General features: G+C 68.8%; 24 protein-coding genes and 1 tRNA gene. 10 read left to right on the top strand and 15 right to left on the bottom strand.

Going from position 1 to position 24,539, the window contains the following annotated elements:
* The first annotated feature begins 1 nt into the window (after nucleotide 1).
* Entirely contained in the window at nucleotides 2-1,000 is a 999-nt protein-coding gene (locus AC27L4_RS23225) for a sugar-binding transcriptional regulator (protein ID WP_487144742.1), read from the top strand.
* A gap of 35 nt (nucleotides 1,001-1,035) precedes the next feature.
* Complete coding sequence (locus AC27L4_RS23220) at nucleotides 1,036-2,001, top strand: squalene cyclase (RefSeq protein WP_487144741.1); 966 nt, start codon at nucleotides 1,036-1,038, stop codon at nucleotides 1,999-2,001.
* A 155-nt stretch (nucleotides 2,002-2,156) separates the two neighbouring features.
* Here AC27L4_RS23220 and AC27L4_RS23215 read toward each other — a convergent pair whose 3' ends face one another.
* The 9 genes from AC27L4_RS23215 to AC27L4_RS23175 form a co-directional block, all read right to left on the bottom strand.
* On the bottom strand, nucleotides 2,157-2,975 hold the full coding sequence (locus AC27L4_RS23215) for a hypothetical protein (protein WP_487144740.1): 819 nt from the start codon (nucleotides 2,973-2,975) through the stop codon (nucleotides 2,157-2,159).
* A gap of 450 nt (nucleotides 2,976-3,425) precedes the next feature.
* Nucleotides 3,426-4,301, bottom strand: coding sequence for an SMP-30/gluconolactonase/LRE family protein (locus tag AC27L4_RS23210; protein ID WP_487144739.1), 876 nt, complete (start codon nucleotides 4,299-4,301; stop codon nucleotides 3,426-3,428).
* 35 nt (nucleotides 4,302-4,336) lie between these two features.
* A complete protein-coding gene (locus tag AC27L4_RS23205) occupies nucleotides 4,337-5,215 on the bottom strand; it encodes an SMP-30/gluconolactonase/LRE family protein (RefSeq protein WP_487144738.1) in 879 nt (292 codons plus the stop codon).
* 10 nt (nucleotides 5,216-5,225) lie between these two features.
* Entirely contained in the window at nucleotides 5,226-6,170 is a 945-nt protein-coding gene (gene kce, locus AC27L4_RS23200; protein ID WP_487144737.1) for a 3,5-dioxohexanoate:acetyl-CoA acetone transferase, read from the bottom strand.
* A gap of 21 nt (nucleotides 6,171-6,191) precedes the next feature.
* A complete protein-coding gene (locus tag AC27L4_RS23195; protein ID WP_487144736.1) occupies nucleotides 6,192-7,139 on the bottom strand; it encodes a 3-hydroxyacyl-CoA dehydrogenase in 948 nt (315 codons plus the stop codon).
* A gap of 45 nt (nucleotides 7,140-7,184) precedes the next feature.
* On the bottom strand, nucleotides 7,185-7,985 hold the full coding sequence (locus tag AC27L4_RS23190; protein ID WP_487144735.1) for an SDR family oxidoreductase: 801 nt from the start codon (nucleotides 7,983-7,985) through the stop codon (nucleotides 7,185-7,187).
* Between the two features lie 16 nt (nucleotides 7,986-8,001).
* Nucleotides 8,002-10,074 (bottom strand): ABC transporter permease, encoded by a 2,073-nt coding sequence (locus AC27L4_RS23185; protein ID WP_487144734.1) that lies wholly within the window; start codon nucleotides 10,072-10,074, stop codon nucleotides 8,002-8,004.
* Nucleotides 10,071-11,612, bottom strand: a complete 1,542-nt coding sequence (locus AC27L4_RS23180; protein ID WP_487144733.1) for a sugar ABC transporter ATP-binding protein — start codon at nucleotides 11,610-11,612, stop codon at nucleotides 10,071-10,073. Before AC27L4_RS23180 ends, AC27L4_RS23185 begins: the two co-directional genes overlap by 4 nt.
* 140 nt (nucleotides 11,613-11,752) lie before the next feature.
* A complete protein-coding gene (locus AC27L4_RS23175; RefSeq protein ID WP_487144732.1) occupies nucleotides 11,753-12,883 on the bottom strand; it encodes a sugar ABC transporter substrate-binding protein in 1,131 nt (376 codons plus the stop codon).
* A 193-nt stretch (nucleotides 12,884-13,076) separates the two neighbouring features.
* On the opposite strand from AC27L4_RS23175, the gene AC27L4_RS23170 reads away from it, so the two are divergent.
* The 5 genes from AC27L4_RS23170 (at nucleotide 13,077) to AC27L4_RS23150 (ending at nucleotide 18,170) form a co-directional block, all read left to right on the top strand.
* Nucleotides 13,077-13,733: a GntR family transcriptional regulator gene (locus AC27L4_RS23170; protein ID WP_487144731.1), complete on the top strand. Its 657-nt coding sequence runs from the start codon at nucleotides 13,077-13,079 to the stop codon at nucleotides 13,731-13,733.
* Between the two features lie 55 nt (nucleotides 13,734-13,788).
* A complete protein-coding gene (locus AC27L4_RS23165; protein ID WP_487144730.1) occupies nucleotides 13,789-14,616 on the top strand; it encodes a polysaccharide deacetylase family protein in 828 nt (275 codons plus the stop codon).
* A gap of 31 nt (nucleotides 14,617-14,647) precedes the next feature.
* Nucleotides 14,648-14,962: an EamA family transporter gene (locus AC27L4_RS23160; protein WP_487145240.1), complete on the top strand. Its 315-nt coding sequence runs from the start codon at nucleotides 14,648-14,650 to the stop codon at nucleotides 14,960-14,962.
* Nucleotides 14,963-15,271: 309 nt separating this feature from the next.
* Nucleotides 15,272-16,450 (top strand): diguanylate cyclase, encoded by a 1,179-nt coding sequence (locus AC27L4_RS23155; protein WP_487144729.1) that lies wholly within the window; start codon nucleotides 15,272-15,274, stop codon nucleotides 16,448-16,450.
* 205 nt (nucleotides 16,451-16,655) lie between these two features.
* A complete protein-coding gene (locus AC27L4_RS23150) occupies nucleotides 16,656-18,170 on the top strand; it encodes a calcium-binding protein (protein ID WP_487144728.1) in 1,515 nt (504 codons plus the stop codon).
* Nucleotides 18,171-18,374: 204 nt separating this feature from the next.
* Here the strand turns inward: AC27L4_RS23150 and AC27L4_RS23145 are convergent.
* Nucleotides 18,375-18,459 (bottom strand) — tRNA-Leu (locus AC27L4_RS23145).
* Between the two features lie 115 nt (nucleotides 18,460-18,574).
* The gene (locus AC27L4_RS23140; RefSeq protein ID WP_487144727.1) at nucleotides 18,575-18,823 is read right to left on the bottom strand and encodes a FliM/FliN family flagellar motor switch protein; all 249 of its coding nucleotides are present in this window, start codon (nucleotides 18,821-18,823) and stop codon (nucleotides 18,575-18,577) included.
* Nucleotides 18,824-18,902: 79 nt separating this feature from the next.
* On the opposite strand from AC27L4_RS23140, the gene lipB reads away from it, so the two are divergent.
* Nucleotides 18,903-19,625 (top strand): lipoyl(octanoyl) transferase LipB, encoded by a 723-nt coding sequence (gene lipB / locus AC27L4_RS23135; RefSeq protein WP_487144726.1) that lies wholly within the window; start codon nucleotides 18,903-18,905, stop codon nucleotides 19,623-19,625.
* 86 nt (nucleotides 19,626-19,711) lie between these two features.
* Here lipB and AC27L4_RS23130 read toward each other — a convergent pair whose 3' ends face one another.
* Entirely contained in the window at nucleotides 19,712-20,005 is a 294-nt protein-coding gene (locus tag AC27L4_RS23130) for a GYD domain-containing protein (RefSeq protein ID WP_487144725.1), read from the bottom strand.
* A gap of 425 nt (nucleotides 20,006-20,430) precedes the next feature.
* Between AC27L4_RS23130 and AC27L4_RS23125 the strand changes: the two genes are divergently transcribed.
* Together AC27L4_RS23125 and AC27L4_RS23120 are read left to right on the top strand one after the other, a co-directional pair.
* The gene (locus tag AC27L4_RS23125; protein ID WP_487144724.1) at nucleotides 20,431-21,798 is read left to right on the top strand and encodes an NfeD family protein; all 1,368 of its coding nucleotides are present in this window, start codon (nucleotides 20,431-20,433) and stop codon (nucleotides 21,796-21,798) included.
* Between the two features lie 109 nt (nucleotides 21,799-21,907).
* Nucleotides 21,908-22,672, top strand: a complete 765-nt coding sequence (locus tag AC27L4_RS23120; protein ID WP_487144723.1) for a slipin family protein — start codon at nucleotides 21,908-21,910, stop codon at nucleotides 22,670-22,672.
* On the opposite strand, the gene AC27L4_RS23115 is transcribed toward AC27L4_RS23120, so the two are convergent.
* Genes AC27L4_RS23115 through AC27L4_RS23105 form a run of 3 tightly spaced genes read right to left on the bottom strand, consistent with a single transcriptional unit; the run spans nucleotide 22,673 to nucleotide 24,538 of the window.
* On the bottom strand, nucleotides 22,673-23,074 hold the full coding sequence (locus AC27L4_RS23115; RefSeq protein WP_487144722.1) for a cytochrome C oxidase subunit IV family protein: 402 nt from the start codon (nucleotides 23,072-23,074) through the stop codon (nucleotides 22,673-22,675).
* A gap of 8 nt (nucleotides 23,075-23,082) precedes the next feature.
* Entirely contained in the window at nucleotides 23,083-23,805 is a 723-nt protein-coding gene (locus AC27L4_RS23110) for a heme-copper oxidase subunit III family protein (protein ID WP_487144721.1), read from the bottom strand.
* Nucleotides 23,806-23,815: 10 nt separating this feature from the next.
* Nucleotides 23,816-24,538: a cytochrome c oxidase subunit 3 gene (locus tag AC27L4_RS23105; protein WP_487144720.1), complete on the bottom strand. Its 723-nt coding sequence runs from the start codon at nucleotides 24,536-24,538 to the stop codon at nucleotides 23,816-23,818.
* Nucleotide 24,539: the final 1 nt, after the last annotated feature.

Genomic DNA, 24,539 nt, shown 5'->3' with positions numbered 1-24,539 from the left:
CATGACGACCGATTCCCCCGATCGCGACGTCCAGTTCCGCGGCCTCTCGGCCGAGCAGCGCGAGAACCTGATGATCCAGGTGGCCAAGCGCTATTACGAGCTCGAGATGACCATGGGGGATCTCGCCAAGGAGCTCGGCCTGACCCGCTGGCAGGCGAGCCGCCTGCTCAGCGATGCGCGCGAGAGCGGCATCGTGCGCATCGAGATCGTGCCGCGCGCCCCGCGCAGCCCCGAGCTGGAGAGCCGCCTGCAGCGCCGCTTCGGCCTCAAGGAGGCGGTGGTGGTGCCGCAGAACGCCGAGGAGGACGACGGCCTGCTGCTCGACAGCGTGGCGCAGGCCGCCGCCCGCCTGATCGCCGGCCTCGGCAAGGCGCCGCTGATCGGCGTCTCCTGGGGCCGCACCATGAGCGCCGTCGCCCGGCACCTGCCGCCCTTCTGGAACGAGGGCGTGGAGGTGGTGCTGCTGAACGGGGCGATGAACATCCGCTCGCCCTCGACGCGCACCAACAACACGGCGGAACTGTTCGCCCGCACCGCCAACGGCATGGCGACGCTGCTGCCGGTGCCCGCCATCCTCGGCCACGCGGCAACGCGCATCGCCCTGGAGCAGGATCCGACTATCGCTACCGTACTGGCCCTCGGCCGCCGCGCCCCGGTGATCTGCTTCGGCATGGGCGCGGTGGTGCCGGATTCCGTCCTGCTGCAATCGGGCTTCGTCACCGAGGCCGACCAGGCGGCGCTACGCGCCAAGGGCGCGGTCGGCGACATCCTCAGCCGCTACATCGACGCCCACGGCAACATCGTCGACCCCGACCTGGACGCGCGCACCATCGGCCTGGACCTGCGCTTCTGCGCCGAGCGCGAGTTCTCCATCGGCGTCGCCGCCGGCCGCTCGAAGCACCCGATCGCCCTCGCCTGCCTGCGCGCCCACTATCTCAACGTGCTGGTCACTGACGAGCAGACCGCGCTGTTCCTGCTCGACGAGGCGCATCACGGGTAGGGGCGGGAAGCCGGGGCTTGTCGAGGTATGTCCAGATGAATGAATCTGTCTCTGCAATTCAATGGCTCGTCGCGTCCGATCCGTCGATCCGATGGCAGGTCATGCGCGATCTCCTCGACGCTCCAGTGTCTGATTGGATGGCCGAGCGGGCGAAGGTGGAGACCGAGGGCTGGGGAGCCAAGCTCCTTTCCTTGCAGGACGAGGACGGCCAATGGGCCGGCGGATCCTTTTTCCCGCGCGACTTCCCCCGACGCGAATGGCAGGAGGCCGGCCAACCTTGGACAGCCACGTGTTTTGCCTTGCAGCAACTTCGGGAGTTCGGCCTTGATCCTGTGTCGGATCGCGCAAAACGAACCGTCGAATTGATCGGCGCCAATTCACGTTGGGACGAAGGCGGCCAACCGTATTGGCAGGGCGAGGTCGAGGAATGTATCAACGGGCGAACCGTTGCCGACGGCGCCTATTTCGGCGTGGACGTCTCGCCTATCGTCCGAAGGCTGGTCGAGGGCCGACAGGGCGACGGCGGCTGGAACTGCGAGAGAACCAACGGATCGATCTGCTCTTCCTTCCACAGCACAATAAATGTGCTGGAAGGCTTCCTGGAATTTGAGAAGGCGACCGGCGGCACGCTCGAATCGCGGAACGCCCGCAAATCGGGCGAAGAGTATCTCCTGCAGCGCGGCCTTTTCCGCCGTCTATCTACCGGGCAGCCCGCAGACGAGCGTTTCCTGAAATTCGTACATCCGAACCGCTGGCGATACGATGTCCTGCGTGCGCTCGACTATTTCCGCTCCGCGGCTGTCTTCACCGGCGCTCCTCCCGATGCGCGTCTTGGTGACGCAATCGACCATATTCGCTCCAGGCGCCTGAGCAATGGCACATGGCAGCTCGACTGGATCGCGCCCGGTCGGACGTGGTTTGAACTTGACGATGGACCTGGCAGGCCCTCGCGGTGGGTGACTTTACGGGCGATGAGGGTGCTCAGATGGTGGGACGGCTAAACGGAGCTTCTTTCTTTGGCGCGTAAGAGGGGCAAAACCTCGGGGCGGCTCGAGCCCCTCCATGCCGGCGGCGAAGCCGAGCCGCGCCCTTGCACGACGCATGACGGTGAACTTCGGCATTGCGGGAACGGGCTGACCGCTCCGTGGCGGTCACACTACGGCGTCGCGTAGTCCCAGACATCCGGCGGCAGTCTGTCCTTGAGCGATGCATACATGGCGTCGCGGAACAGTTTCACCGCCGGATACGGTCGAAGGGCAATCGTGCGCTCCACGATCAGCCCCCGCTCGTTGTCCACGATGACCTCCAAGCTCTCGATCTTGTGGCCGTCCATGGTCCCCTCCCATCGCAAGAAGGTGGTACGCTCATCGAGCTTGAACTCGGCCGTATAGGTGCCGGAACCACGCGTCGAGCTCGACTGGGCGAATATCGCCGCGATGACGTCACGCCCCTCGATCGGCCGTACCAGGATCGGGCTCTTGAACACGATGTTTTCGGCAAGGAGCGCGCTCACCTGGGCAGGTGTCGCGTTGCCGGATTCCCGTAGCTTGCGTAAGGGATGCATTGCGATTCCTCCTTTTGCGTGAAGGCGAGAAGGGCGTCGCCGACACACCGACGTACGATTGATAGCCGTAAACGTACGCGACGATAAAAAGGACGGGGCGTTGATGCGGCGAATTCTGACGGTCTGCACGACCGTTTGTTGCCGTCGTAGAGCGACTCTACACAGCCGCCTCGCGGGCAACAAGACGGTTCGACGCAAAGCCTCGTTTCGGTTTCGGCAAGAAGGCCCCTGGGCATCAAAGGGGCCGATCGTCCCTCCGCCACGCGCCACGAAGACCGGCACCGCGACATAGGTCGGGCGGGCGGGCACGGCCACGTGCAGCGCGATCATCCGTTCCATCGCGTCGACACCGGCCTCCGGCAACTGGTAACGAGAGACCTCCCGGTCCCCGTGCAAAGAGCGTGCGTCCATGCCAGGGTCTGTGACCACGCGGAGCCGGTCTCACACTTGCAATCCCGCGTGCGACCGTCTCGCCTTCCGCCGGACAGACGGCGTCGGCGCTCCGACTGGTCCTTTCGCGGCTGTCGAGTAGAGATGCCGATTGCCCGGCACCTCCCCTACAGATCCCGGCGCACGAAATCACGGTGACAGTGCATTGAATAAATTTCAAATGCACCGATGTTCAATATTTAGCTGAATCATCAATATTATTTTGGAGCAAAAATCGCTGATTTTCAACTTGTTGAAGCCATAGAACCCAATCATCCCGCAATCAATCGTTCGGACGCACCACGGAACTGCCATCCTTTACTTCGACAACTGTCAGTGTTCGCGTGGATGGGCGGATCAAGTCCGCCCATGACGCTGGTTGGCCGATGAGCCCGCCCTTTCGACGCCGGCTCCGTCTCAAGCCCCCTTCCCTCACCCGGCGAAGCGGGGCTCGGGGACGCCGCGGATGCCGAGGCCGTGGATGGCGAACAGGCTGCCGCGCAGCACGCCGTCGCCGGGGAAGCGCGGCAGCGGCGGCTTGGCCATGGAGGTGACGAACAGGATGTCGAGGTCGGGGCCGCCGAACATCACGCTGGTCACCTTCTTCACCGGCATGTCGATGACGCGGTCGACCGAGCCGTCCGGGGCATAGCGGATGACCTTGCCGTCATAGACCTGGGCGTTCCACAGGAAGCCCTCGGCATCGACGGTCGAGCCGTCGGCGGCGCCGCCGGTCGAGCGGTCGATCGCGGTGAAGGTGCGGCGGTTGGAGACCGCGCCTGTGTCGAGGTCGTAGTCGTAGGCCCAGATCTCGCCCGACCAGGAATCGGCGAAGTAGAAGATGGTGCCGTCCGGGCTCCAGCACGGGCCGTTGGAGACGATGATGCCGCTGTCGAGCTTGTGCAGCGACAGGTCCGGGTCGAGCCGGTAGAGCGTGCCGTTCGGGCCGGCCTCCATCGTGTCCATCGAGCCGGCGACGAAGCGGCCGCGCTTGTCGACCTTGCCGTCGTTGATGCGGGTGGTGGCATCGTCGGGCTCGGGATCGACGATCAGGCTGGTCTCGCCGCTCTTGAAGTCGAGGAAGTGAAAGCCGGTCTGCAGCGACAGCACCGCCCCGCCCTGGCGGCGCAGGGCCATGGAGCCGATCTTGGCCGGCACGTCCCAGGCCCGCACCTCGCGCCCGTCGGCGGTGGCGCGGAAGACGTTGCAGCCGAAGCTGTCGATCCAGTAGAGGCGCTGCTCCTCCACGTCCCAGAGCGGGCCTTCGCCGAGGATGGTCTTGACGTCGACCAGGACTTCGATGCGCATGGTTGTTCCTCCCAGATCTCGTGTCGTTCAGGCTCTCAGCCGGCGAACCGCGGCTCGGGCAGGCCGCGGACGCCGAGGCCGTGCACCGCGAAGAGGCCGCCGGCCTCCCGCTCGCGCGGCCAGACGCCCTTCACCTGCCGGGCCATCGAGGTGACGAAGGCGATGTCGAGGTTCGGGCCGCCGAAGCTGAGGCTGGTGGTGCTCTCGACCGGCAGGCCGACGACACGGTCGAGCCGGCCGTCCGGCGCGAAGCGCACCAGCTTGCCCTCGTAGACAGAAACACTCCACACGAAGCCGTCGGCGTCGACGGTGGCGCCGTCCGGCAGCCCCCTCAGCCCGCAGGCGGGGAAGGAGACGAAGACGCGCCGGTTCGCGGCCCGCCCGGTGCCGACGTCGTAGTCGTAGGCCCAGATGTCGCGGGTATAGGTGTCGGCGAAGTAGAACACGCGTCCGTCCGGGCTCCAGCACGGGCCGTTGGAGCAGACGATGCCGTCGTCGAGCCGCTCGACCGCGCCGCCGGGATCGAGGCGGAAGACGGAGCAGAGCGGATCGCTCTCCTCATAGTCCATGTAGCCGGCGACGAAGCGCCCCTGGCGATCGACCTTGCCGTCGTTGAGGCGGATGCGCGGCTTGCCCGGATCGGGATCGACGAGCTTCGTCGCCGCGCCCGTGGCGAAGTCGAAGCCGTAGAAGCCGTCGCGCAGCGCCAGGACGGCCCCGCCGCCCCGGCGCAGGGCCAGCGAGCCGATATGCTCGGGCACCGGCCAGGAGCGGGCGTTGCCGCCATCGGCATCGCAGGCATGGATCAGCCGGCCGAGGCTGTCGATCCAGTAGAGGCGCTGCACCTCAGCGTCCCAGAGCGGCCCCTCGCCGAGCTCGGCCCTGACGTCGCCGAGACGTTCGATCCGCAGCATGGCGCCCTCCTCAGAACGCGACCTGGTCGCCGCCCTTGAGCCCGAGGATGGCGCGCGCCTCGTCCGGCGTCGCCACGGCGAGGCCGAGCCCCTCGATGACGCCGCGCACCATCCGCACCTGCTCGGCGCTGGCGGTGGCGAGCTTGCCCTTGCCGGCCCACAGCGAGTCCTCCAGCCCGACGCGCACATGCCCGCCCATCGACGCCGACATGGCGGCGATGCGCAGCTGGCTCGCACCCGCGCCGAGCACCGACCAGCGATAGGCGTCGCCCAGCAGCCGGTCGGCCGTCCGCTTCATGTGCATGACGTCCTCGGGATGGGTGCCGATGCCGCCGAGGATGCCGAACACCGACTGGACGAAGAACGGCGGCTCGACCAGGCCCCGGTCGATGAAATGGGCGAGGTTGTAGATATGGGCGATGTCGTAACACTCGAACTCGAAGCGGGTGCCGTTGTCGCGCAGCGTCTTCAGGATGAACTCAATGTCCTTGAAGGAGTTGCGGAAAACCAGGTCGCGCGTGTTCTCCAGGTGCTGCCGTTCCCAGTCGTGCTTCAGCTGCGTGTATTTCTGCAGCAGCGGGAACAGGCCGAAATTGATCGAGCCCATGTTGAGCGAGGCGAGCTCGGGCCGGTAGGTCTTGGCCGGCAGCACCCGCTCCTCGACGGTCATGAACGGGCTGCCGCCGGTGGTGACGTTGACCACGGCATCGGTGCCCTGGCGGACCCGCGACAGGAACCGGCCGAAGGCTTCCGGCGTCTGGTCGGGGCGGCCGGTCTCGGGATTGCGCGCGTGCAGGTGCAGGACGGCGGCGCCGGCCTCGGCCGCCTTCAGGCCGTCGGCGATGATCTCGTCCGGCGTCACCGGCAGGTACGGCGACATGGACGGGGTGTGGATCGCGCCGGTGACGGCGCAGCTGATGATCACCTTGCCGGCGTGGGGTGCGGGCGTGGCCATGGCCTCGGCCTCCTTCATCTGTCAGGGCTTGTCGGTTGCCGCCACGCGGCGCTTGTGGGCGGCGAGCGCCATCAGCCGGCGGTCGCGCCAGGCCTGCCGCACGGGCAGGTCGGCGGCGGGCACGCGGGCCCGGCGCTCGGCCTCGACGGTCTCCAGCACCGGCCCGGCCCAGTCGACCCGGCGCTGCGTCGACGGGAACAGCCGCTCGTAGATCGACTGGTAGCGCAGGACATAGTCGCGCACGCCGCCGGGCGCGTTGAGGTCGATGGTCTCGAACGGGCCGATGAACGACCAGCGCAGCGCCAGCCCGTCGCGCAGGCCGACATCGATGTCCTCGACCGAGGCGACGCCGTCGGCGACCAGCCGGAAGGCCTCCTCGAGCAGCGCGCCCTGCAGCCGGTTCATCACGAAGCCGTCGATCTCGCGCTTCATCACGATCGGCGCGTGGCCCGCGGCGCGCAGCAGCGCGGCGGTGCGCTCCACCACGGCCGGGTCGGTCCAGGGCGCCGGCACCACCTCCGCCGCCGGGATGAGATAAGGCGGGTTGATCGGATGGACGACGAGGCAGCGCGCCCGCCCGGCGAGATGATCGGTGAAGGCCGAGGGCAGCAGGGCCGAGGTCGAGGAGGCGAGCACGGCGCCGGGCGGAGCCAGCCGGTCGAGCTCGGAGAACACCGCGCGCTTGGTTTCCAGCACTTCCGGGGTGTTCTCCTGGACGTGGTCCGCGCCGGCGACCGCCTCGGCCAGCGAGCCGGCCGCCGTGATGCGCGCCAGCACCGTCTCGGGCGAGGCGCCGTCGAGCAGGTCGTTGGCGGCAAGATCCGGCAGGAGGCCGGCGATATAGGACAGCGCAGCCTGCGGCGCCTCGGCGACGGCATCCCAGAGCCTGACGGCATGCCCGGCCCGCGCAAAGCTGATCGCCCAGGCGCGACCGATGAATCCGGATCCTATGACGGCGATATTCGCCATGATCGACCTCACCTCGTTGGGGGGACGGGCCCGAGCCGGACCGCGTCAGAGACGTTCGACATTGCCGCACACGCCGAGCGACTGGCCGGAGATGTTGCGCCCGGCCGGCGACACCAGGAACAGCACGGTGCCGGCCACATCCTCGGCCGTGACCATGCGGCGCAGCGAGACGCCCTCCAGATAGGTCGCCTCCATCGCCTCGTAGGTCACGCCGACCTGGGCGGCGCGGTCGCGGATCACGCCGGTCATGCGCGGGCCCTCGACGATGCCGGGCAGGATGGCGTTGACGCGGATATTGGCCGGTCCCAGTTCCTTGGCCAGGCTCTGGGTGAAGCCGATCACGCCCCATTTCGCCGCCGAATAGGGCGAGCGGTAGGCATAGCCGAAGCGCCCGGCGGCCGAGGACATGTTGACGATAGCGCCGCCGCCGGCCGTCTTCAGCATCGGCACGGCGTGGTGGGCGCACAGGAACTGGCCGGTGAGGCAGATGTCGATGGTGCGGCGCCACTGCTCGGGCGAGATCGCCTCGACCCCGCCGGTCGGGCCGGCGATGCCGGCATTGTTGACGAGCACGTCGAGCCCGCCGAGATGACCGGCGACGTCGGCGAACAGCCGCTCGACGTCGGCTTCGCTCGACACGTCGGCGCGCGTCGCCCCCGCCGCGCCATGGGCGGCGCGGTAATCGGCGAGGTGGCGCTCCTCGACGTCGCAGATATGCACCCTGGCGCCATGGGCGATCAGCAGGTCGGCGATGGCTCGCCCGATGCCGGAAGCGCCGGCGGTGACCAGCACGCGCTGGCCGGCGACCGCGGCGGCGCCGAAGGGAGAGGCTGGGGATGACGTCATGGATGGCTCCGCATTGTCAGGCCCGCCGCTCGCGCAGCGCCAGCACGGCGCCGAGAACGACGAGGCCGAAGAGGATGGCACGGATCGCATAGGGCAGCGTGGTTCCGGCCAGCAGGGTCTGCAGGGCGGTGAGCAGGAAGACGCCGCCGAGCATGCCGAGATAATGCCCACGGCCGCCGGTGATCAATGCGCCGCCGACCACGACCACCGCGATGGAGGGCAGGAGATAGTCGTCCCCCATGCCCAGGCTCGCCTGACCGGAGAAGCCGGTGAGGAGCACGCCGACCAGGGCCGAGCACAGGCCCGACAGCATGTAGACCCCGACGATCGTCGGGCCGACTGCGATGCCCGACAGGGCGGCGACGCGCTCGCCGTTGCCGATGCCGTAGACCCGCCGGCCGAACGGGGTGCGGCCGAGCAGCAGCACCGCCGCGACCACGAACAACACGAGGAACGGCACCACCGGCGCCACGCCGAAAATGCGGCCGGTCATGAACTCGCGCAGCAGCGGCGAGGCGAAGCCGTCCGGCGTGCCGTTCGAGTAGACCAGGGCGATCCCCTGCAGGATGCCGTTGGCCGCCAGCGTCACGACGATCGGCGACAGGCCGAGCACGACGACGCCGACGCCGTTGAGGAAGCCGATCAGGCAACCGACGCCGAGCACCAGCGGCAGGGCGTAGACGAGCGCGCCGTCGGAGCCCTTGACCATGCCGGCGAGCAGGATGCCGCTGAGGCCGATGGTCCAGGGCACGGAGAGGTCGAGCCCGCCGGTGAGGATCACCGTGCCCTGCCCGAGCGCCAGGATGGCGAGGAAGGAGGAGAGCACGATCAGGGAGTTGTAGTAGCTCCAGTTCAACAGCGTGTTGCCGAGCGCGAGCTGGGTGACCAGCAGCATGGCGGCGAAGCAGGCATAGGCCGGCACCGCGTAGCGCAGGGTCTCGGCATGGCGCGCCAGCAGGGACGGCGCCGGGGCGGCCGCTGCCGGGCGCGGCGGCCCGTCCGGCAGGACGAGGCGGCGCGACGGCCCGCGGCGCTGGGACGGCAGCAGGCCGGCACTGCGGGCCCGCAGTCGGCGCAGGCCCGCCCGCAGCAGCTTCGCCAGCCGCGAGTGACGGCTGACCGAGGCGCCCAGCACGGCGAGGATCAGGATCGTCCCCTCGGCCACGGTGGAGAAATAGGCCGAGACGTTCAGCACCAGGAGGATGTTGACCACCATCATCAGGATGTAGGCGCCGAACACCGAGCCGAGCGGGCCGCCGCGGCCGCCGCCGAGCATGGTGCCGCCGACCACCACGGCCGCGAAGATCTGCAGCAGCATGGGATTGCCGATCAGCGGGTCGCCCGACCCGGTCTGGGCGCTGATGAACACCCCGGCAAGGCCGTAGCAGCCGCCGGCCAGCACATAGGTGACGAACAGCGTCAGGCGGGTGTTCACGCCGGCCGCCCGCGCCGCTTCCGGGTCGCCGCCGACGGCGAACAGGCTCGCGCCGAAGCGGCTGCGCTTCAGCCACAGCCACAGCACCAGGAGGCCGGCGATCAGGGCCACCGGGATCGGCAGCAGGTCCGGCACGGCGTCGCCGATGAAGAGTTCGGAGAGGCCGGGGTCGACCGCGCCGCCCGGCTTGTCCTGCACGAGCAGGGTCAGGCCCTGCAGGATGAACATGGTCGAGAGCGTGACCACGATCGGCTGCAGCCGCAGCACGGCGATGAACAGGCCGTTGAAGGCGCCGGACAGGCAGCCGATGCCGATCCCGACGGCGATCCACACCGGCACGGGCAGCGCCACGTCCGGCATGAAGCGGGCGAGGACCACGTTGACCAGCGAGACGACCGCGCCGGCCGACAGGTCGAAGCCGCCGGAGATGATCACCAGCGTCTGGCCGGCCGCCGCGATCGCCAGCGTCGCGCCGTTGGTCGCCATCTGCGCCAAGTCGTAATAGGCGAGCGGGGCCGCGCTCACCAGGGCGATGATGCCGAGCAGCGCCAGGAACACCATGACGGCCAGGACGAGGCCGCGCCGGCGCGCGAGGCCGAGGCGCAGCCGCCGGCTCCGGCCTCCGGCCGGCGTTTCGGTCGCGGCCGCCATCATGCCACCGCCCTCCCCGGCTCGAGCGCGCCGAGCGCCGCCTGCAGGATCGCCTCCTCGCCGAGGTCGGCGTGGTCGATCTCGGCGGCGACGCGGCCGCCGTAGAAGACGAGCGCGCGATCGGCCAGGTGCACGATCTCCGGGATCTCGGTGGAGTAGAACAGCACCGCGCCTCCGGCATCGGCGAAGGCCCGGATCAGGCGGTAGAGCTCGTTCTTGGTGCCGACGTCGATGCCGCGCGTCGGGTCGTACAGCAGCAGGCAGCGGCTCTCCGCCAGCAGCCATTTGGCGATGGCGATCTTCTGCTGGTTGCCGCCGGAGAAGGCCGAGACGCGCGTCCACAGGGCGCGACGGTCCACCTCCACGCGTTCGAAGACGCGGGCGATGGCAGCCGTCTCGGCGGCGCCGTCGATCAGCCCGAGCCGGGTGAAGCGGTCGATCACCGGCAGCGAGGCGTTGTGGCCGCCGCTGAGCCGCAGGAACAGCGCCTCGCTCTTGCGGTCCTCCGGCACCAGGCTGATGCCGATGTCGGCGCGCACCGCCTCCCGCGGGCTGGTGATCTCGACCGGCTGCCCGTCGACGGCGAGCCGGCCGCGCACGATCTCCGTCATGCCGAAGCAGGCGAGGAACAGGTCGAGCTGGCCCATGCCCTGCAGGCCGGCGACGCCGAGGATCTCGCCGGCATGCAGGCGGAACGAGGCCTCGGCCAGCTTGCCGGCTGTGCCGATCGCGTCGGCGCGCAGCACCTCCGGCCCACGCTCCTGGCGCCCGGCGGCGCGCGGCGGGAAGGAGTGGGCCAGGGAACGGCCGGCGATCATGCCGATGATCTCGGCGTCGCTGTGGTCGCCGACCCGGCCGGTGACGATGTGGCGGCCGTTGCGCAGCACGGTGACCCGGTCGCAGAAGTCGCGGACCTCGCGCAGGCGATGCGAGATGAAGACGGTGGTGGTGCCGCGGGCGCGCTCGCGCTCGATCAGCGCGCCGAGCCAGTCGACGTCGCGGCCGGACAGCGTCGAGGTCGGCTCGTCGAGCAGCAGGACCTTCGGCCGGCGAAAGAGCGTGCGCGCCACCTCGATCTTCTGCTGGACGGCGAGGTCGAGGTCTCCGACCTCCTCGTCGGGATCGACGTGCTCCAGGCCGATGGCGGCAAAGTGCTCCTCCACCAGCCGCGCCGCATGGCGCCGACGCATCAGCCCGAGCGCGTTCACGGGCGCATAGGGCATCAGCATGTTGTCGAGCACGGTCATGCTCTTGACCAGGGTCATCTCCTGGAAGGCGGTCTGGACGCCATGGGCATGGGCGATGCGGGGGCTGGAAAGCCGCACCGGCTCGCCGAACAGGCGGAAGGCGCCGCTGTCGGGCACGACCAGCCCTGACAGGAGCTTGACCATGGTCGACTTGCCCGCGCCGTTCTCGCCGAGCAGCGCATGGGCGGAGCCGGCCTCGATCGCGAAGCCGACATCGTCGAGGGCGACCGTGGCGCCATAGGCCTTGCGGACATGGTCCACGGCCACGGCCGGTACGGCGGTGTTCGATGGCAAGCGCGGCTCTCCCGCTGGACTGTCGATGCCGGGGCGGAAGACCGCCGCCCGGACGGGGATCGGGGCGACAAGGCCCGACGCCCGGCGCTCCGCCCCCCTGGGGGGCGGAGCAGGGCACCGGGCCCGGGCCTGCCCGTCCCTCAGTTCTCCGGCTGCCCCACCAGGGCCGCGTTGAGGCCGATCTCCGGCGTCTGGTCGGAGAAGATCGAGGCGAACCAGCCGGGATTGGGCACGATCGAAGGCTTGAAGGCATTGCAGCCGGCCTTCATCTCGGCCCAGCTGCCTTCCTCGCACAGCTTGATGGTCTCGTTGGTGACCAGCGGCAGCGGCAGGGTGGTGAGCTTGGGGATGTCCTTGCCCTCCAGCTTCTCCACCGCCAGCTTCAGGGCGAGGCCGCCGGAATAGGGCGGCGAGGCATAGGAGATGCGCGGCGCCCCCATCGGCACATAGGTGCCGTTCGCCCCCTCGACCTCGGTGCCGACCGGCAGCATCTGGACGCGGCCTCCGTTGGAGCCTTCGCCGGCGCAGGGCTTGAGGTCCTTGATCTGCTTGCCGGCCTCGATCTGCATGCTGTTGGCGGTGTAGCAGCCGACCTGCATCCACAGGCCGTCGATCTGGTCCCAGTTGCGGGTGGCCAGGATCTTGGAAAGCTCGGTGCGGGCCACGGCCTGGCTCCACATGCCGACCGCCTCGCCGACGATCTTGATGTCGGGGTGCTTGGCGAAGACCTCCTTCGCCGCCTTGGTGCGCAGCGTGTCGACGGAGGTGCCGGGCACGCCGGTGATCAGCACGATGTTGCCCTTGCCGTCCAGCTTCCTGGCCAGCCATTCGGCGGTGACGCGGCCGGCCTCCTCCTGGTCGATGGTGACGTTGTAGGCGCAGGGCTCGGTGATGGCGCCGTCATAAGCGATGATCACCACGCCCTTGGCGCAGGCGTTCTTCACCGCCGCGTTCAGGGCCGTGGGCGAGATCGGATAGACCACGATCGCCTGGGCGCCGGCCTGGACCATGGCGTTGATCTGCTGGATCTGGCGCTGGGCGTTGGGGCCCGCCACCTGGACCTGCAGGTCTACCTTGTCGGCGAGCGAACCGTGGGCGGCCATGGCCTTGACCATGTTGGCGGCCTCGGCCTGCCAGTCATTGCCGATATAGCTCATGCTCAGGAAGACCTTGAACTTGCCCGCGGCAGCCGCGGGATGGGCGCCCAGCGCCAGGACGCCCGCCAGCGCCGCTCCCCACAGGCCGCGACGCATCGTCGACCGGATTCCCATGTCAGTCCTCCCTTCGTGTGGTGCCGCCGACGCGGCGCCGTCATGCGGTTCATCGTCCGCTTACTTTTGATCATAGATCATTGATTGAAAAATCCGCAAGTGCGAGGATGCGATTGATCCGCGTTTGCCGGCGGTGCATTGAAGGCCTCCCCCACGTCTGGACCGGTCCGTGCCGAAATCGATTCCCCTACCCGTGAGCCTCGTGCCCAAGGCGACGATGCAGGAGCAGGTCTACCGGCGGCTGTCCGACCTCATCCTCAACGGCGAGATCGCCCCCGGGCAGACCGTGACCATCCAGGCGGTGTCGGACGCGTTCGGCGTCAGCGCCATGCCGGTGCGCGAGGCCCTGCAGCGCCTGACCGCCGCCGGGGCGCTGACCGTGATCTCCGGCCGCTCGATCGGCATTCCCCGCCTCAGGCGCGAGCGCCTGCTCGACCTCAAGCGCGTGCGCCTGGAAGTGGAAGGGCTTGCCGGCGAATGGGCCGCCGCGCAGGCGACGCCGGCCGACATCGCCATCCTGGAGCGGGAGTGGCACGCGCTCGTCGACACGGCCGCCGCCGGCGACGTGAAGGGCTATGTGCGGGCCAACCGGAACTTCCACTTCGCCATCTACCGGGCGGCGGGGTCGGATGTGCTGCTGGCGATGATCGAGAGCCTGTGGCTGCAGATCAGCCCCTATTTCCATGTGCTGCACGCCAGCGGCAACTACACGGCTTCCAACCGCGAGCATGCCGAGATGCTGCGGGCCATGCGCGAACGCGACGGCAAGGCGGTGCGGGCCAGCATCGTCGCCGACCTCGGCAACGCCGCCACGCTGCTGCTCGACTGCCTCGACGAGACCATGGCCTGATGGCCGGACTCCGGAGCGTCTCGACACGGTCGCAATCGCGTGCCAGAGGGGCGCGATGAAACGCTTCCTCCTCGCCGGCCTGCTGGCCCTGCTCGCCTCCTCTGCCCTGGCCTGCGGCCCGGACGCGCTCGGCGTCTCGCGCGTGCTGCCCGTCGGCACGCTCGGCGGCGGCTCCGTCGGGCTGAAGACCTATCCGCGCACCTTGAAGCTGGCGCCGGGCGAGGTCGTCCTGACCTTCGACGACGGACCGATGCCGGGCAAGACCGAACGCGTCCTGGCGGCGCTCGGCACCGAATGCGTCAAGGCGACCTTCTTCATGATCGGCCGCAACGCCGCCGCCGCCCCCCGCCTCGCCGCCCGCGTCCAGCGCGAAGGCCACACCGTGGCCTACCACTCGATGACCCACCCGCTGATGCGCCGCCTGCGCCCCGACGCCGCCAAGGCCGACATCGAGAGGGGCTTCGAGGCCGTCGACCGCGCCGCTTTCGGCGCGGCCGGCACGCAGCCGCATACGCCCTTCTTCCGCTTCCCGGGCTTTGCCGACACGCCCGATCTCGATGCCTGGCTCGCCAACCGCGACGTCGTCGTCTTCGGCGCGGATCTCTGGGCCAGCGACTGGGAGCCGCAGACACCGCAGGAGGAATTGCAGCGACTCCTTGCCCGCCTCGACCGCGCCAAGGGCGGCATCGTGCTGCTGCACGACATCCAGCCGCGCACCGTGGCCATGCTGCCGGACTTCCTCAAGGCCCTGAAGGCGAAAGGCTACCGCATCGTCCACCTCGTGCCCGGCCCCGGCTCGCTCGAAACCAGGCCGGCGCCGGCGGGTTGGACATCCGAGACGGAGCGGATCCTGTCCTCGCACCGGACGGCGCCGAAGAGCTGAGCGGCATGACGGTCCGGGAGCGGCGGTTCGCCTGGGCCTCGACGCCCTGCCCTTCGGCGCGCACGACGCCGGCGCGTCGCTGCTCGACATCGGCCTGCTGCCGCTGGCGCTCGGCGTGGCGGTGCTGTCGAGCGCGGTCCCGTTCTCGCTGGAAATGTTCGCGCTGCGCCGGCTGCCGGCCCGCTCCTTCGGCACGCTGATGAGCATGGAGCCGGCAATGGGAGGCTTGGTCGGCCTGTTCCTCCTGCGCGAGACGCTGGCCTCGACGCAGTGGCTGGCGATCGGCCTGATCGTCACGGCCTCGGTCGGCACGGCGCTGTCCGCCCGTCCCGCCGAGGCGGGCTGAGGCGCTCGGGTTCTTCCATCCGAACCGAGGGCGCCATCCGGGCCCCGCACAAGCGACGTGAAGGCCGGGATCGTCGCCACCGGACACGGTCTCGGGGACATCGGGCTGGACTTCGGCACGTTCAACGCGAAGCCGGCTTTCGAGACGGTTGCTTTGGGCCGCCGTCGCCGCAAAAGTGCGGGCAATCGTGGTTTGCCAAGGCGCTCGCCAGGTGTTTGTATTTCCTTAATGACGCCATGCGAGCCGGAAAGGATGGAACCCTTTCTTAGGCGACGATACGGCTTCTGCGGGGGGCGACAGGGATACCCCATGCTCAACGAGACCAGGACCTTCAGCCTGCCGCGGTGGCGTTTCACCCGATGGCTGGCCGATGCCGGCCCCGACGTGCCCGACGCCATCCGCGTCTCGCTGATCGCGAGCCTGTTCGGCACCTTGCCGGTCTTCGCCGGCGGCATCGTCAACACTCTCGCCGTCTCCGGCGTGCTCGCCTGGCGCGTGCCCACCGCGCCGTTCCTGGCCTGGCTGGCGCTGGAGAGCATGGTCTGCCTCGCCCGCCTCGCCGTGCTGGTCCTCGCCTATCGCCGGGCCCGGGCCGGCCTGCCGACGCCGACCGACATCTATCTGGTCCTGGCGCTGTGCTGGAGCGCCAGCGTCGGCTATGGGGCTCTCATCAGCATGGCGAGCGGCGACTGGGTCGCCGCGACCCTGGCGTGCGTCTCCGCGGCCGCCATGGTGGGCGGCATCGCCTTCCGCAATTTCGGCGCGCCCCGCCTCGTCGCCCTGATGATCCTCCTCAGCCTGGGACCGTGCGGCCTGGGCGCGGCGCTGTCGGGCGAGCCGGCGATGCTGGTGGTGTTCATCCAGTTGCCCGCCTATTTCATCGCCATGAGCCTGGCGGCCGTGCGCCTCAACAAGATGATGGTCGCCACCATGCGGGCGGAGCGCGAGAACGACCACCGCGCCCGCCACGACGCGCTCACCGGCCTGTCGAACCGTTCGGGCCTCGCCGCGGAGATCGCGCCGCGGAACCGGGAGGCGGCCGGCGTCGAGCCGCTGGCGCTGCTCTATCTCGACCTCGACGGCTTCAAGACGGTCAACGACACCCATGGCCATCCCGTCGGCGACCGCCTGCTGCGCCTGGTGGCGGAGCGCCTGCGGGGCGTGCTGCGCGCCGGCGACTCAGCCGCGCGCGTCGGCGGCGACGAGTTCGTGGTCGTGGCGCGGGGCGTCGACGCGACCGGAGCGACCGAGTTCGGCCAGCGGCTGATCGGCGTCATCGCCGTGCCCTACGATCTCGACGACGCCATCGTCGCGCGGGTCGGCGTCAGCATCGGCATCGCCCTGGCGCCGGAGCACGGCGGCGACGTCGACACTCTCCTGGCAGCGGCCGACGACGCCCTCTACAAGGCCAAGTCCTGGGGCAAGGGCCGTTGCGCCGTCGCTTCCGCGCCGGACGGGACCGCCCGTATCGCACATCGCGCGGCTTGACCTTCGATTGTCCCTCCGCCTCGGCGCAGCACGGCGCCGCGTTCCGGTCGCGGCAAAGCCGGGCGTTCGATGACGCCGGCGCGGAAGCTGGCCTCGCCGCGAGACGACATGACGCAGGGATCAGTTGACATAACGTAAGATGAGATGGCATCCGTGAGTTCGGGGCCCCCAGGCAAGGGCCTTCGATGACCGGAGTGCACAGCCCATGGTCGACCTTCCCAACAACACGACCACGACCGCCACATTCCAGGGCGATGTCCAGACAGTCGCCTCATATTCGGGATCGTTCGAGCGGTTGGGAGACAGCGACTGGATCAGGCTCGACCTGGTCGCCGGCACCACCTATCGCTTTTTCGGCCGCGACCTCAGCAGCGCAGGCGTCAGCGGCGGCATCGACCTGCGGCTGTTCGACGCCGACGGCGTCGCGCTCGTCCAGGGCGACGGATCGCTCGGCTTCACCGCCACGACCAGCGGGACCTTCTTCATCGGCGTCAAGGATCTGCACGGCGCCAAGGGCGACTACACGGTCGACGTCGTCAGCAGCAATTTCCACGGCGCGGTCGTCATCGACGGAGAGACGATCGACGAAGGAAGCACCTCCGGGCTTCGTTTCACGTCCGGAAATCCGGGTGACGACGTCATCGACTACGTCGACTTCGTCACGGCGGTCGGCGACATGATCTTCGGCGGAGCCGGCGACGATACGATCTATGCCGGCTCGAATTGGGTCAATCCGAAAGACGGGACAAGCGACGGCGACAACACTGTCCATGGCGGATCCGGCGCAGACCGCATTTTTGGCGGTTACCGGATCGACACCATCCACGGCGACGACGGAAACGACGAGATCGACGGAGGTTTCGGCGACGATTCACTCTGGGGCGATGCGGGCAACGACACCATCTCCGGCAGCTACGGCGATGACGCGCTGAACGGCGGGGCCGGCAACGACACGTTGCTCGGCGGCTACGGCCATGACGCATTGAACGGCGGCGACGGCAACGACACGCTGACCGACAACGCCGGCGCCGGCAACGACACGCTGGATGGCGGCACCGGCGCCGACAAAATGATCGGCGGCGACGGCAATGACACGTACTACGTCGACAATGCCAGGGACGTGGTCGACGAGACCGGCACGAGCGGCGTCGACAAGGTCTATGCGTCGGTAAGCTTCAGCCTGTCCGATCCCTACCACTGCAAGGGCAAGGTCGAGACCCTGGTCCTGGCCAACGTCCACGACATCGACGGCACCGGCAACGCCCTCGCCAACCGGATCTTCGGCAATGCCGGCGCCAACACGCTGAAGGGCCTTGCCGGCAATGACAGCCTCGACGGCCGCGGCGGCAACGACATCCTGGTCGGCGGGGCCGGCGCCGACAGGCTGACCGGAGGCCTCGGGGCCGACCGCTTCGTCTTTTCCGCGCCATCGGAGAGCTCCGCGGCCGCTTTTGGCCGGGACATCATCCAGGACTTCAACGCCGCGGAGGGCGATCGCATCGACCTGAAGGAGATCGATGCCAACAGCGTCGCCTCCGGCAACCAGGCCTTCAAGTTCCTCGGCAGCGCCGCCTTCACCCACCACGCCGGCGAGCTGCGCTACCAGGCTGTGAACGGGAACGCCTATGTCTATGGCGACGTCAACGGCGACGGCAAGGCAGACTTCTCGATCCAGGTCGACCACCTGACATCGCTGCAGGCGAGCGACTTCATCCTGTAGAAGCGCGTATCGGGGCACTCGCCGCGACGCGCAATGCTGCCTTCGAGGCGATCACGGCCGGCTATCGGCCACGGCCTCCACAAGCGGATGGCGCCCGCGTCACGATCGCGAAGCGCGCAAACACCGGGCCGCTGTGGCCTTGCCTCGTGTCCAGACGAAGAAAGGGCGCCGAAACCGTCCGGTTTCAGCGCCCTTCGAATTGGCTGGTGCGGTCAAGAGGACTCGAACCTCCACCCCTTGCAGGACTAGCACCTCAAGCTAGCGCGTCTACCAGTTCCGCCATGACCGCGTCCGCATCACCGGCTGCCCGGCGAAGCGCGGCATCGTCTAACAGATCGATACGGAGGCGACAAGGACGAAAACGCGGGATTCCGCACCATGATCGCGCGGACGCGGATCCGGGCTCAGATCTCGGCGACCGAGGCGGGTTTGCGCAGCAATTCCCGCACCTCGATGGCGATGCGGCTGCCGTTGATCGACACGGTGCCCGTCGCCACCGGCAGGTTGTTGGCGAGAATCAGCACATCCTCGTCCTCGCCCTGGTCGAGCTCGATCACGGCACCGCGGCCCATCCGCAGCAACTGGTGGATCGGCATGGTGGTGGCGCCGAGCACCACAGCAAGTTCGAGGGGGACATCGTCGAGAACGGGCATGGCAATCCTGAGCGCCGGCATTAAATCTGCTCCAGTCGGCGGCGGGCTCCGCGTCAGGTCAGCATCTTATGGTGAACGAGTGGTTAACGGTCGCGGGCATCTCGAAACATCCTTCCTTCCCCTGCCCGGCGCGCCGCCGGCGGAGTGGGTGGTCGCCGAAGGGCTGACGCCCTACGAAGCCGCGGTGGCGGAGATGGAGGCACGGGTGGCGCTGATCGCCGAGGGCGCGGCGGCCGAGCGCATCTGGCTGGTCGAGCACCCCCCGCTCTACACCGCCGGCACCTCGGCCCGCACCGAGGACCTCGTCGCCCCCGACCGATTCCCCGTGCACTGGACCGGACGCGGCGGCCAGTTCACCTATCACGGCCCCGGCCAGCGGGTCGCCTACGCCATGCTCGACCTCAAGCGCCGGCGCGAGGACGTGCGCGCCTTCGTGGCGGCGCTCGAGCAGTGGCTGATCGACACGCTCTGGGCCTTCCATGTGCGCGGCGAGCGGCGGGACGAGCGCGTCGGCGTCTGGGTGCGGCGGCCGGAGCGCGGCGAGGGCGCGGAGGACAAGATCGCCGCGATCGGCATCCGCATGCGCAAATGGGTGTCGTTCCACGGCATCGCCCTGAACGTCGAGCCGGATCTGGAGCATTTCTCCGGCATCGTGCCGTGTGGCGTGCGCGACCACGGCGTCACCAGCCTGGTCGATCTCGGCCTGCCCGTCACCATGGCGGACGCCGATGCGGCGCTGCGGGCGGCGTTCGAGCCGGTCTTCGGCGCCACTGCGGCGATCTCCCCTGCGCCGGACGCATGAGCGTCGACGCGGCCGTCGCGGCGGCGCCCCCGCCTTCCGGCAGGGCATCGCCGGCGTGGCGCCGCGGGCGCGGACGCCGGACAACCCTATGTGAGACCGCGCATGATCTCGCGATAGGCCGCCTCCGGGAAGGCCTTCAGGGTCTGGGTCCGGATATTGCCGAGCATGCCGAGCCGCAGGTTGAAATTCGCCGCCACGGCGTCGTCCGGCGCCTCATAGATCGCGATGAAGTCGTACTTGCCCATGGTGAGGAAGAACTGCTTGAAGTCCCCGCCCATGTCCCGGAGCAACTGCCGCGCCTTGTCGAGACGGTTGGGCGACTCCTTGGCCTGCCGAATCCCCTGGTCCGTCCAGTGCGCGAGCATGATGTAGGTCGTCATGGCCCATCCTCCCGATGGCCCGGCCATCTCCTCGGAGCTGTCGAAGGCGCCATGTCCGGCGCTCCGCGCCGGCAGGGTTTCCCGCGGCCCGGAGCATTCCGTCGGCCACCTTCCGTATTCTACGCCGAAGGCGCGGGCGAGGCCACGGATCAATCCACAGAGGTGAACGGTTCCGCCCGTCACTCCTGCAGGCCCACGGTCCGACTATCCCTGGGCTGGGCTTCGCGACCGGCACGCGACACCCCGGCATCGCCATCGCCATTGCCAGCCTGAACCCGACGAAAAGGCCGTCCCGGTCGTGGCGCTCCGACACCTGATCATCGGCACCGTTGCGTCCATCCCCTATGTCCAATGGCGCAAGGCGGAGCAGGCCTTATGGATTCCGCTTCGCCCGCTCCCCATATCCTCCCAAGGGAGTGTTCGGCGTGATCCTCGCGCGCGCAGCCTTTCTTGCGGCGGCGCTCTTCGTCGCTGCGGCAGCCGCCATCGCCCCCGCCCGTGGCGGCACGGCGGGCGATACCCGGTTTGCGCTGGTCGTCTCCATCGACGGTCCGATCGGACCGGCGACGGCCAGATATGTCCGGGACGGCCTTGCCACGGCGGCCGAGCGCGGGGCCGTGGTCGTGATCCTGCGCCTCGACACTCCGGGCGGCCTCGTCGCCAGCATGCGCGAGATCATCGCCGCGGTGCTGGCTTCGCCGGTTCCGGTCGTCGGCTATGTCGCGCCCTCGGGAGCGCATGCCGCCAGCGCCGGCACCTACATCCTCTATGCGACTCATGTCGCCGCCATGGCGCCGGGCACCAATCTCGGCGCCGCCACGCCGGTCAGCCTGGGCGGCCCCCTGCCCGGCCTGCCGGGCGGCGGAAGCGGCAAGGACGAGAAGGATGGACCGACGGGCGATGCCATGACCGCCAAGATGACCAACGACGCCGCCGCGTTCATCCGCAGCCTGGCCGAGTTGCGCCGGCGCAATGCCGACTGGGCCGAGAAGGCCGTGCGCGAGGCGGCGAGCCTGTCCGCCGACGCCGCCCTGCAGGCCCATGTCGTCGACCTTGTCGCCGTCGACACGCATGACCTGCTCGACCGGATCGACGGACGGACGGTGGAGGTTGCCGGCGGCCCCCGCCGCCTGTCGACGAGGGGAGCGACGGTGGACGCGGTGGAACCGGACTGGCTGACCCGCCTGCTTTCGGTGATCACGGACCCGAACGTCGCGCTCGTCCTGATGCTGGTCGGCATCTACGGCCTGATCTTCGAGTTCTCCAGCCCGGGCGCCGTGGCGCCGGGCGTGGTCGGCACCATCTGCCTGCTGCTCGGCCTCTACGCCTTCAACATGTTGCCCACCGACTATGCCGGGATGGCCCTGATGCTGCTCGGAGCCGTCTTCCTCGCCGTCGAGGCTTACAGCCCGACGGTGGTGCTGGGCCTCGGCGGCGTCGCGGCCTTCCTCCTCGGCGCCGCCATGCTGCTCCGGAACGGCGAGCCCGGCTATCAGCTGTCCTGGACCGTCGTGGGCCCGGTCGCGGCCCTGCTCCTTGGCCTGAGCCTGCTGACGGGTCACCAGTTGCGGAAGGCCCGCCGCACCCCGGTCCGCGTCGGCGCACCGGCGATGCTCGGGCTGCCGGTCCGGATCCTCGACTGGACCGACGACCGAGGGCATGTCCTCGCCGAGGGAGAACGCTGGCTCGCGACCGGGAACGAAGCCTTCCGGCCGGGGGACACAGTCGAGGTGGCCGATGTCGACGGCCTGACCCTGGCGGTACGGCGCCAGGCGCCCTCATCCGGATCCTGAGGACGAAACGCCCGATGCCCCAGGATCTTGCGCCGAGCCTTCGAAGCATCGAGTCAGGCTCGACGGCGAAGCCGCGGCCCCGGGGAACCGCAAGCGACGGAGAATCCCGATGATGCTGAGCTATGTCGCCTATGGCCTGTTCGCTCTCGTCGTGGCCGCCTTCCTCTCCGCAACCATCCGCATCCTGCGGGAGTACGAGCGTGGCGTCATCTTCACCCTCGGCCGCTTCACCGGCGTGAAGGGCCCCGGCCTGATCCTGCTCATCCCCTTCGTGCAGCAGATGGTGAAGGCCGATCTTCGGGTGGTGGTGCAGGATGTGCCGCCGCAGGACGTGATCTCCCGCGACAATGTGTCGGTGAAGGTGAACGCCGTCCTGTACTTCCGCATCATGGATCCCGAGCGGGCCGTGATCCGGGTCGAGGACTTCCTGGCCGCGACCAGCCAGCTGGCGCAGACCACCCTGCGTTCGGTGCTCGGCAAGCACGAGCTCGACGAGATGCTGGCGGAACGCGACCGACTCAACAGCGACATCCAGGAGATCCTGGACCAGCAGACCGATGCCTGGGGCATCAAGGTCACCAATGTCGAGATCAAGCATATCGACCTCAACGAGAGCATGGTGCGCGCCATCGCCAAGCAGGCCGAGGCGGAGCGCCTGCGGCGCGCCAAGGTGATCAATGCGGAGGGAGAGCAGCAGGCGGCCGAGAAGCTCGTCGAGGCGGGACGTATCCTCGCCCGGGAACCGCAGGCCATGCAGCTGCGCTACTTCGCGGCGCTGCACGACATTGCCGGCGAACGCTCCTCGACCGTGGTCTTTCCCCTGCCGACGGACCTGCTCGGGCACTTCATGCCCCGGCCGGACAAGCCTGGGTGATCAGGAGCCGAGGCCGAAGAAGACGATGCGGGTGAGATGGGTGTAGCCCGCCTCCTGCACCATGATCGCCAGGAACACCAGCACCGCCACCGGGGGAACCAGGATGGCGTAGATCAGGGCCAGCCGCTCCCAGGCCATGTGCATGAACACCGCGACGATCAGGCCCGCCTTCAGGACCATGAAGGTCAGGATCAGCGACCAGCGGAGAGTGCCGACAAGGCCGAAATAGTCGACGAGATAGGAACAGGTGCTCAGGACGAACAGCCATCCCCAGACCGCCAGATAGAGCCCGATCGGGTGCTGCTGGCCGCGGGCGTGTGCCGCGTCCGGCTCGGTTCCTGCGTGTCCCTCCCCACGCAGCGGCTCCGGCCGCTCCCCCGACAGTCCTTCCACGCGTGCCATGTCGCGCCTCACCACAGATAGAACAGGGCGAAGATGAAGACCCAGACCAGATCGACGAAGTGCCAGTAGAGGCCGGTGATCTCGACGATCTCATAATGGCCCTTCCGGCTCGTGAAGAAACCTCGCCTGCCCCGGTCGAAGTCACCTCGCCAGACCTTGCGGGCGATGATCAGCAGGAAGATCACGCCGATGGTGACATGGGTGCCGTGGAAGCCGGTGATCATGAAGAAGGCCGAGCCGAACTGGGCCGCGCCCCAGGGATTGCTCCAGGGACGGACGCCCTCGCCGATCAGCTTCGTCCACTCGAAGGCCTGCATGCCGACGAAGGTGGCGCCGAAGGCGGCCGTCGCCAGCATCAGCACGGCCGTCCTCACCCGGTCGCGCCGGTAGCCGTAATTGACGGCCATGGCCATCGTCCCGCTGCTGCTGATCAGGACGAAGGTCATGACGGCGATCAGGAGGAGCGGGACCGAATGCCCGCCGATGCCGAGGGCGAAGACTTCGCTGGTGTTGGGCCAGGGCTCCGTCGTGGAGATGCGGACCGTCATGTAGCCGAGCAGGAAGCAGCTGAAGATGAAGGTGTCGCTCAGCAGGAAGATCCACATCATGGCCTTGCCCCAGGAGACGTCCTTGAACGCCCTCTGGTCGGAGGCCCAGTCCGCGGCAACGCCGCGCCAGCCTTGCGGGTGCGCCTTGCCCGCTCCGGCATCGATCATCGCTTGGTCCGCCATGTCACCATCCCTAGGTCAGCAGTTGACGACAGATGACGACGAAATCGCCCGCCCAGCCCGTGAGCAGGGCGAACAGGATCAGCCAGACGCCGAGCAGGAAGTGCCAGTAGACGGCGCACAGCTCGACGCTCAGCCTGAGGCGCCCCGCCTCGGACCGGCCCCAGGCCCGCATCGCTGTCCGCCCCAGGGCGAGGAGGCCGCCCGCGACGTGCAGCCCGTGCATGGCGGTGATCAGGTAGAAGAACGAGCTGGCGGGATTGCCGGCAAGGAAGTAGCCGGCCGCATCGAGCTCTCTCCAGGCAAGGATCTGGCCGGCAAGGAAGGCGAGCGCCGAGCCGCCGCCGGCGGCAAGGCCGATCCGGACATCCGCCGTCTCGCCGCGGCGCGCGGCGGCCCGCGCCCATTGCAGCGCGATGCTGCTGAGCACCAGCAGGACGGTGTTGAGCCATAGCAGGGCCGGCACCGGCACGGGACGCCAGTCCGCCGCCTGCATGCGCATGGCGTAGGCGCTGACCAGCAGGGCGAACAGGGACCCGACAACGGCCAGGAACACGCGCAGCCCCATTTTCTCAACCGGCACAGCCGGTTCAACCGGCAGCGCCGGTCCGCCGGCCGACGGGGCGACGCCGGCCAGGCCTTCCTCCAGCCAGGGCTTGCTCATCAGCCCCTGGCGCGACAGCCACCATCCGGCAACGGCCGCCATTCCGATCATGAAGAGCGCGATGACGATCATG

Source organism: Labrys sp. Lb11 (assembly GCF_057554225.1).
This window is presented reverse-complemented; position numbering and strand designations above follow the sequence as displayed.

Bases quoted from the DNA above. Each gene is read 5' to 3' on its own strand.
- AC27L4_RS23120 (WP_487144723.1), top strand. From the start codon at position 21,908: ATGATGCTGAGCTATGTCGCCTATGGCCTGTTCGCTCTCGTCGTGGCC.
- AC27L4_RS23105 (WP_487144720.1), bottom strand. From the start codon at position 24,538: ATGATCGTCATCGCGCTCTTCATGATCGGAATGGCGGCCGTTGCCGGA.
- AC27L4_RS23195 (WP_487144736.1), bottom strand. From the start codon at position 7,139: ATGGCGAATATCGCCGTCATAGGATCCGGATTCATCGGTCGCGCCTGG.
- AC27L4_RS23140 (WP_487144727.1), bottom strand. From the start codon at position 18,823: ATGCCCGTTCTCGACGATGTCCCCCTCGAACTTGCTGTGGTGCTCGGC.
- AC27L4_RS23215 (WP_487144740.1), bottom strand. From the start codon at position 2,975: ATGGACGCACGCTCTTTGCACGGGGACCGGGAGGTCTCTCGTTACCAG.
- AC27L4_RS23110 (WP_487144721.1), bottom strand. From the start codon at position 23,805: ATGGCGGACCAAGCGATGATCGATGCCGGAGCGGGCAAGGCGCACCCG.
- AC27L4_RS23175 (WP_487144732.1), bottom strand. From the start codon at position 12,883: ATGGGAATCCGGTCGACGATGCGTCGCGGCCTGTGGGGAGCGGCGCTG.
- AC27L4_RS23225 (WP_487144742.1), top strand. From the start codon at position 2: ATGACGACCGATTCCCCCGATCGCGACGTCCAGTTCCGCGGCCTCTCG.
- AC27L4_RS23115 (WP_487144722.1), bottom strand. From the start codon at position 23,074: ATGGCACGCGTGGAAGGACTGTCGGGGGAGCGGCCGGAGCCGCTGCGT.
- AC27L4_RS23190 (WP_487144735.1), bottom strand. From the start codon at position 7,985: ATGACGTCATCCCCAGCCTCTCCCTTCGGCGCCGCCGCGGTCGCCGGC.
- AC27L4_RS23210 (WP_487144739.1), bottom strand. From the start codon at position 4,301: ATGCGCATCGAAGTCCTGGTCGACGTCAAGACCATCCTCGGCGAAGGC.
- AC27L4_RS23165 (WP_487144730.1), top strand. From the start codon at position 13,789: ATGAAACGCTTCCTCCTCGCCGGCCTGCTGGCCCTGCTCGCCTCCTCT.
- AC27L4_RS23220 (WP_487144741.1), top strand. From the start codon at position 1,036: ATGAATGAATCTGTCTCTGCAATTCAATGGCTCGTCGCGTCCGATCCG.
- kce (WP_487144737.1), bottom strand. From the start codon at position 6,170: ATGGCCACGCCCGCACCCCACGCCGGCAAGGTGATCATCAGCTGCGCC.
- AC27L4_RS23130 (WP_487144725.1), bottom strand. From the start codon at position 20,005: ATGACGACCTACATCATGCTCGCGCACTGGACGGACCAGGGGATTCGG.
- AC27L4_RS23185 (WP_487144734.1), bottom strand. From the start codon at position 10,074: ATGATGGCGGCCGCGACCGAAACGCCGGCCGGAGGCCGGAGCCGGCGG.
- AC27L4_RS23205 (WP_487144738.1), bottom strand. From the start codon at position 5,215: ATGCTGCGGATCGAACGTCTCGGCGACGTCAGGGCCGAGCTCGGCGAG.
- AC27L4_RS23155 (WP_487144729.1), top strand. From the start codon at position 15,272: ATGCTCAACGAGACCAGGACCTTCAGCCTGCCGCGGTGGCGTTTCACC.
- AC27L4_RS23150 (WP_487144728.1), top strand. From the start codon at position 16,656: ATGGTCGACCTTCCCAACAACACGACCACGACCGCCACATTCCAGGGC.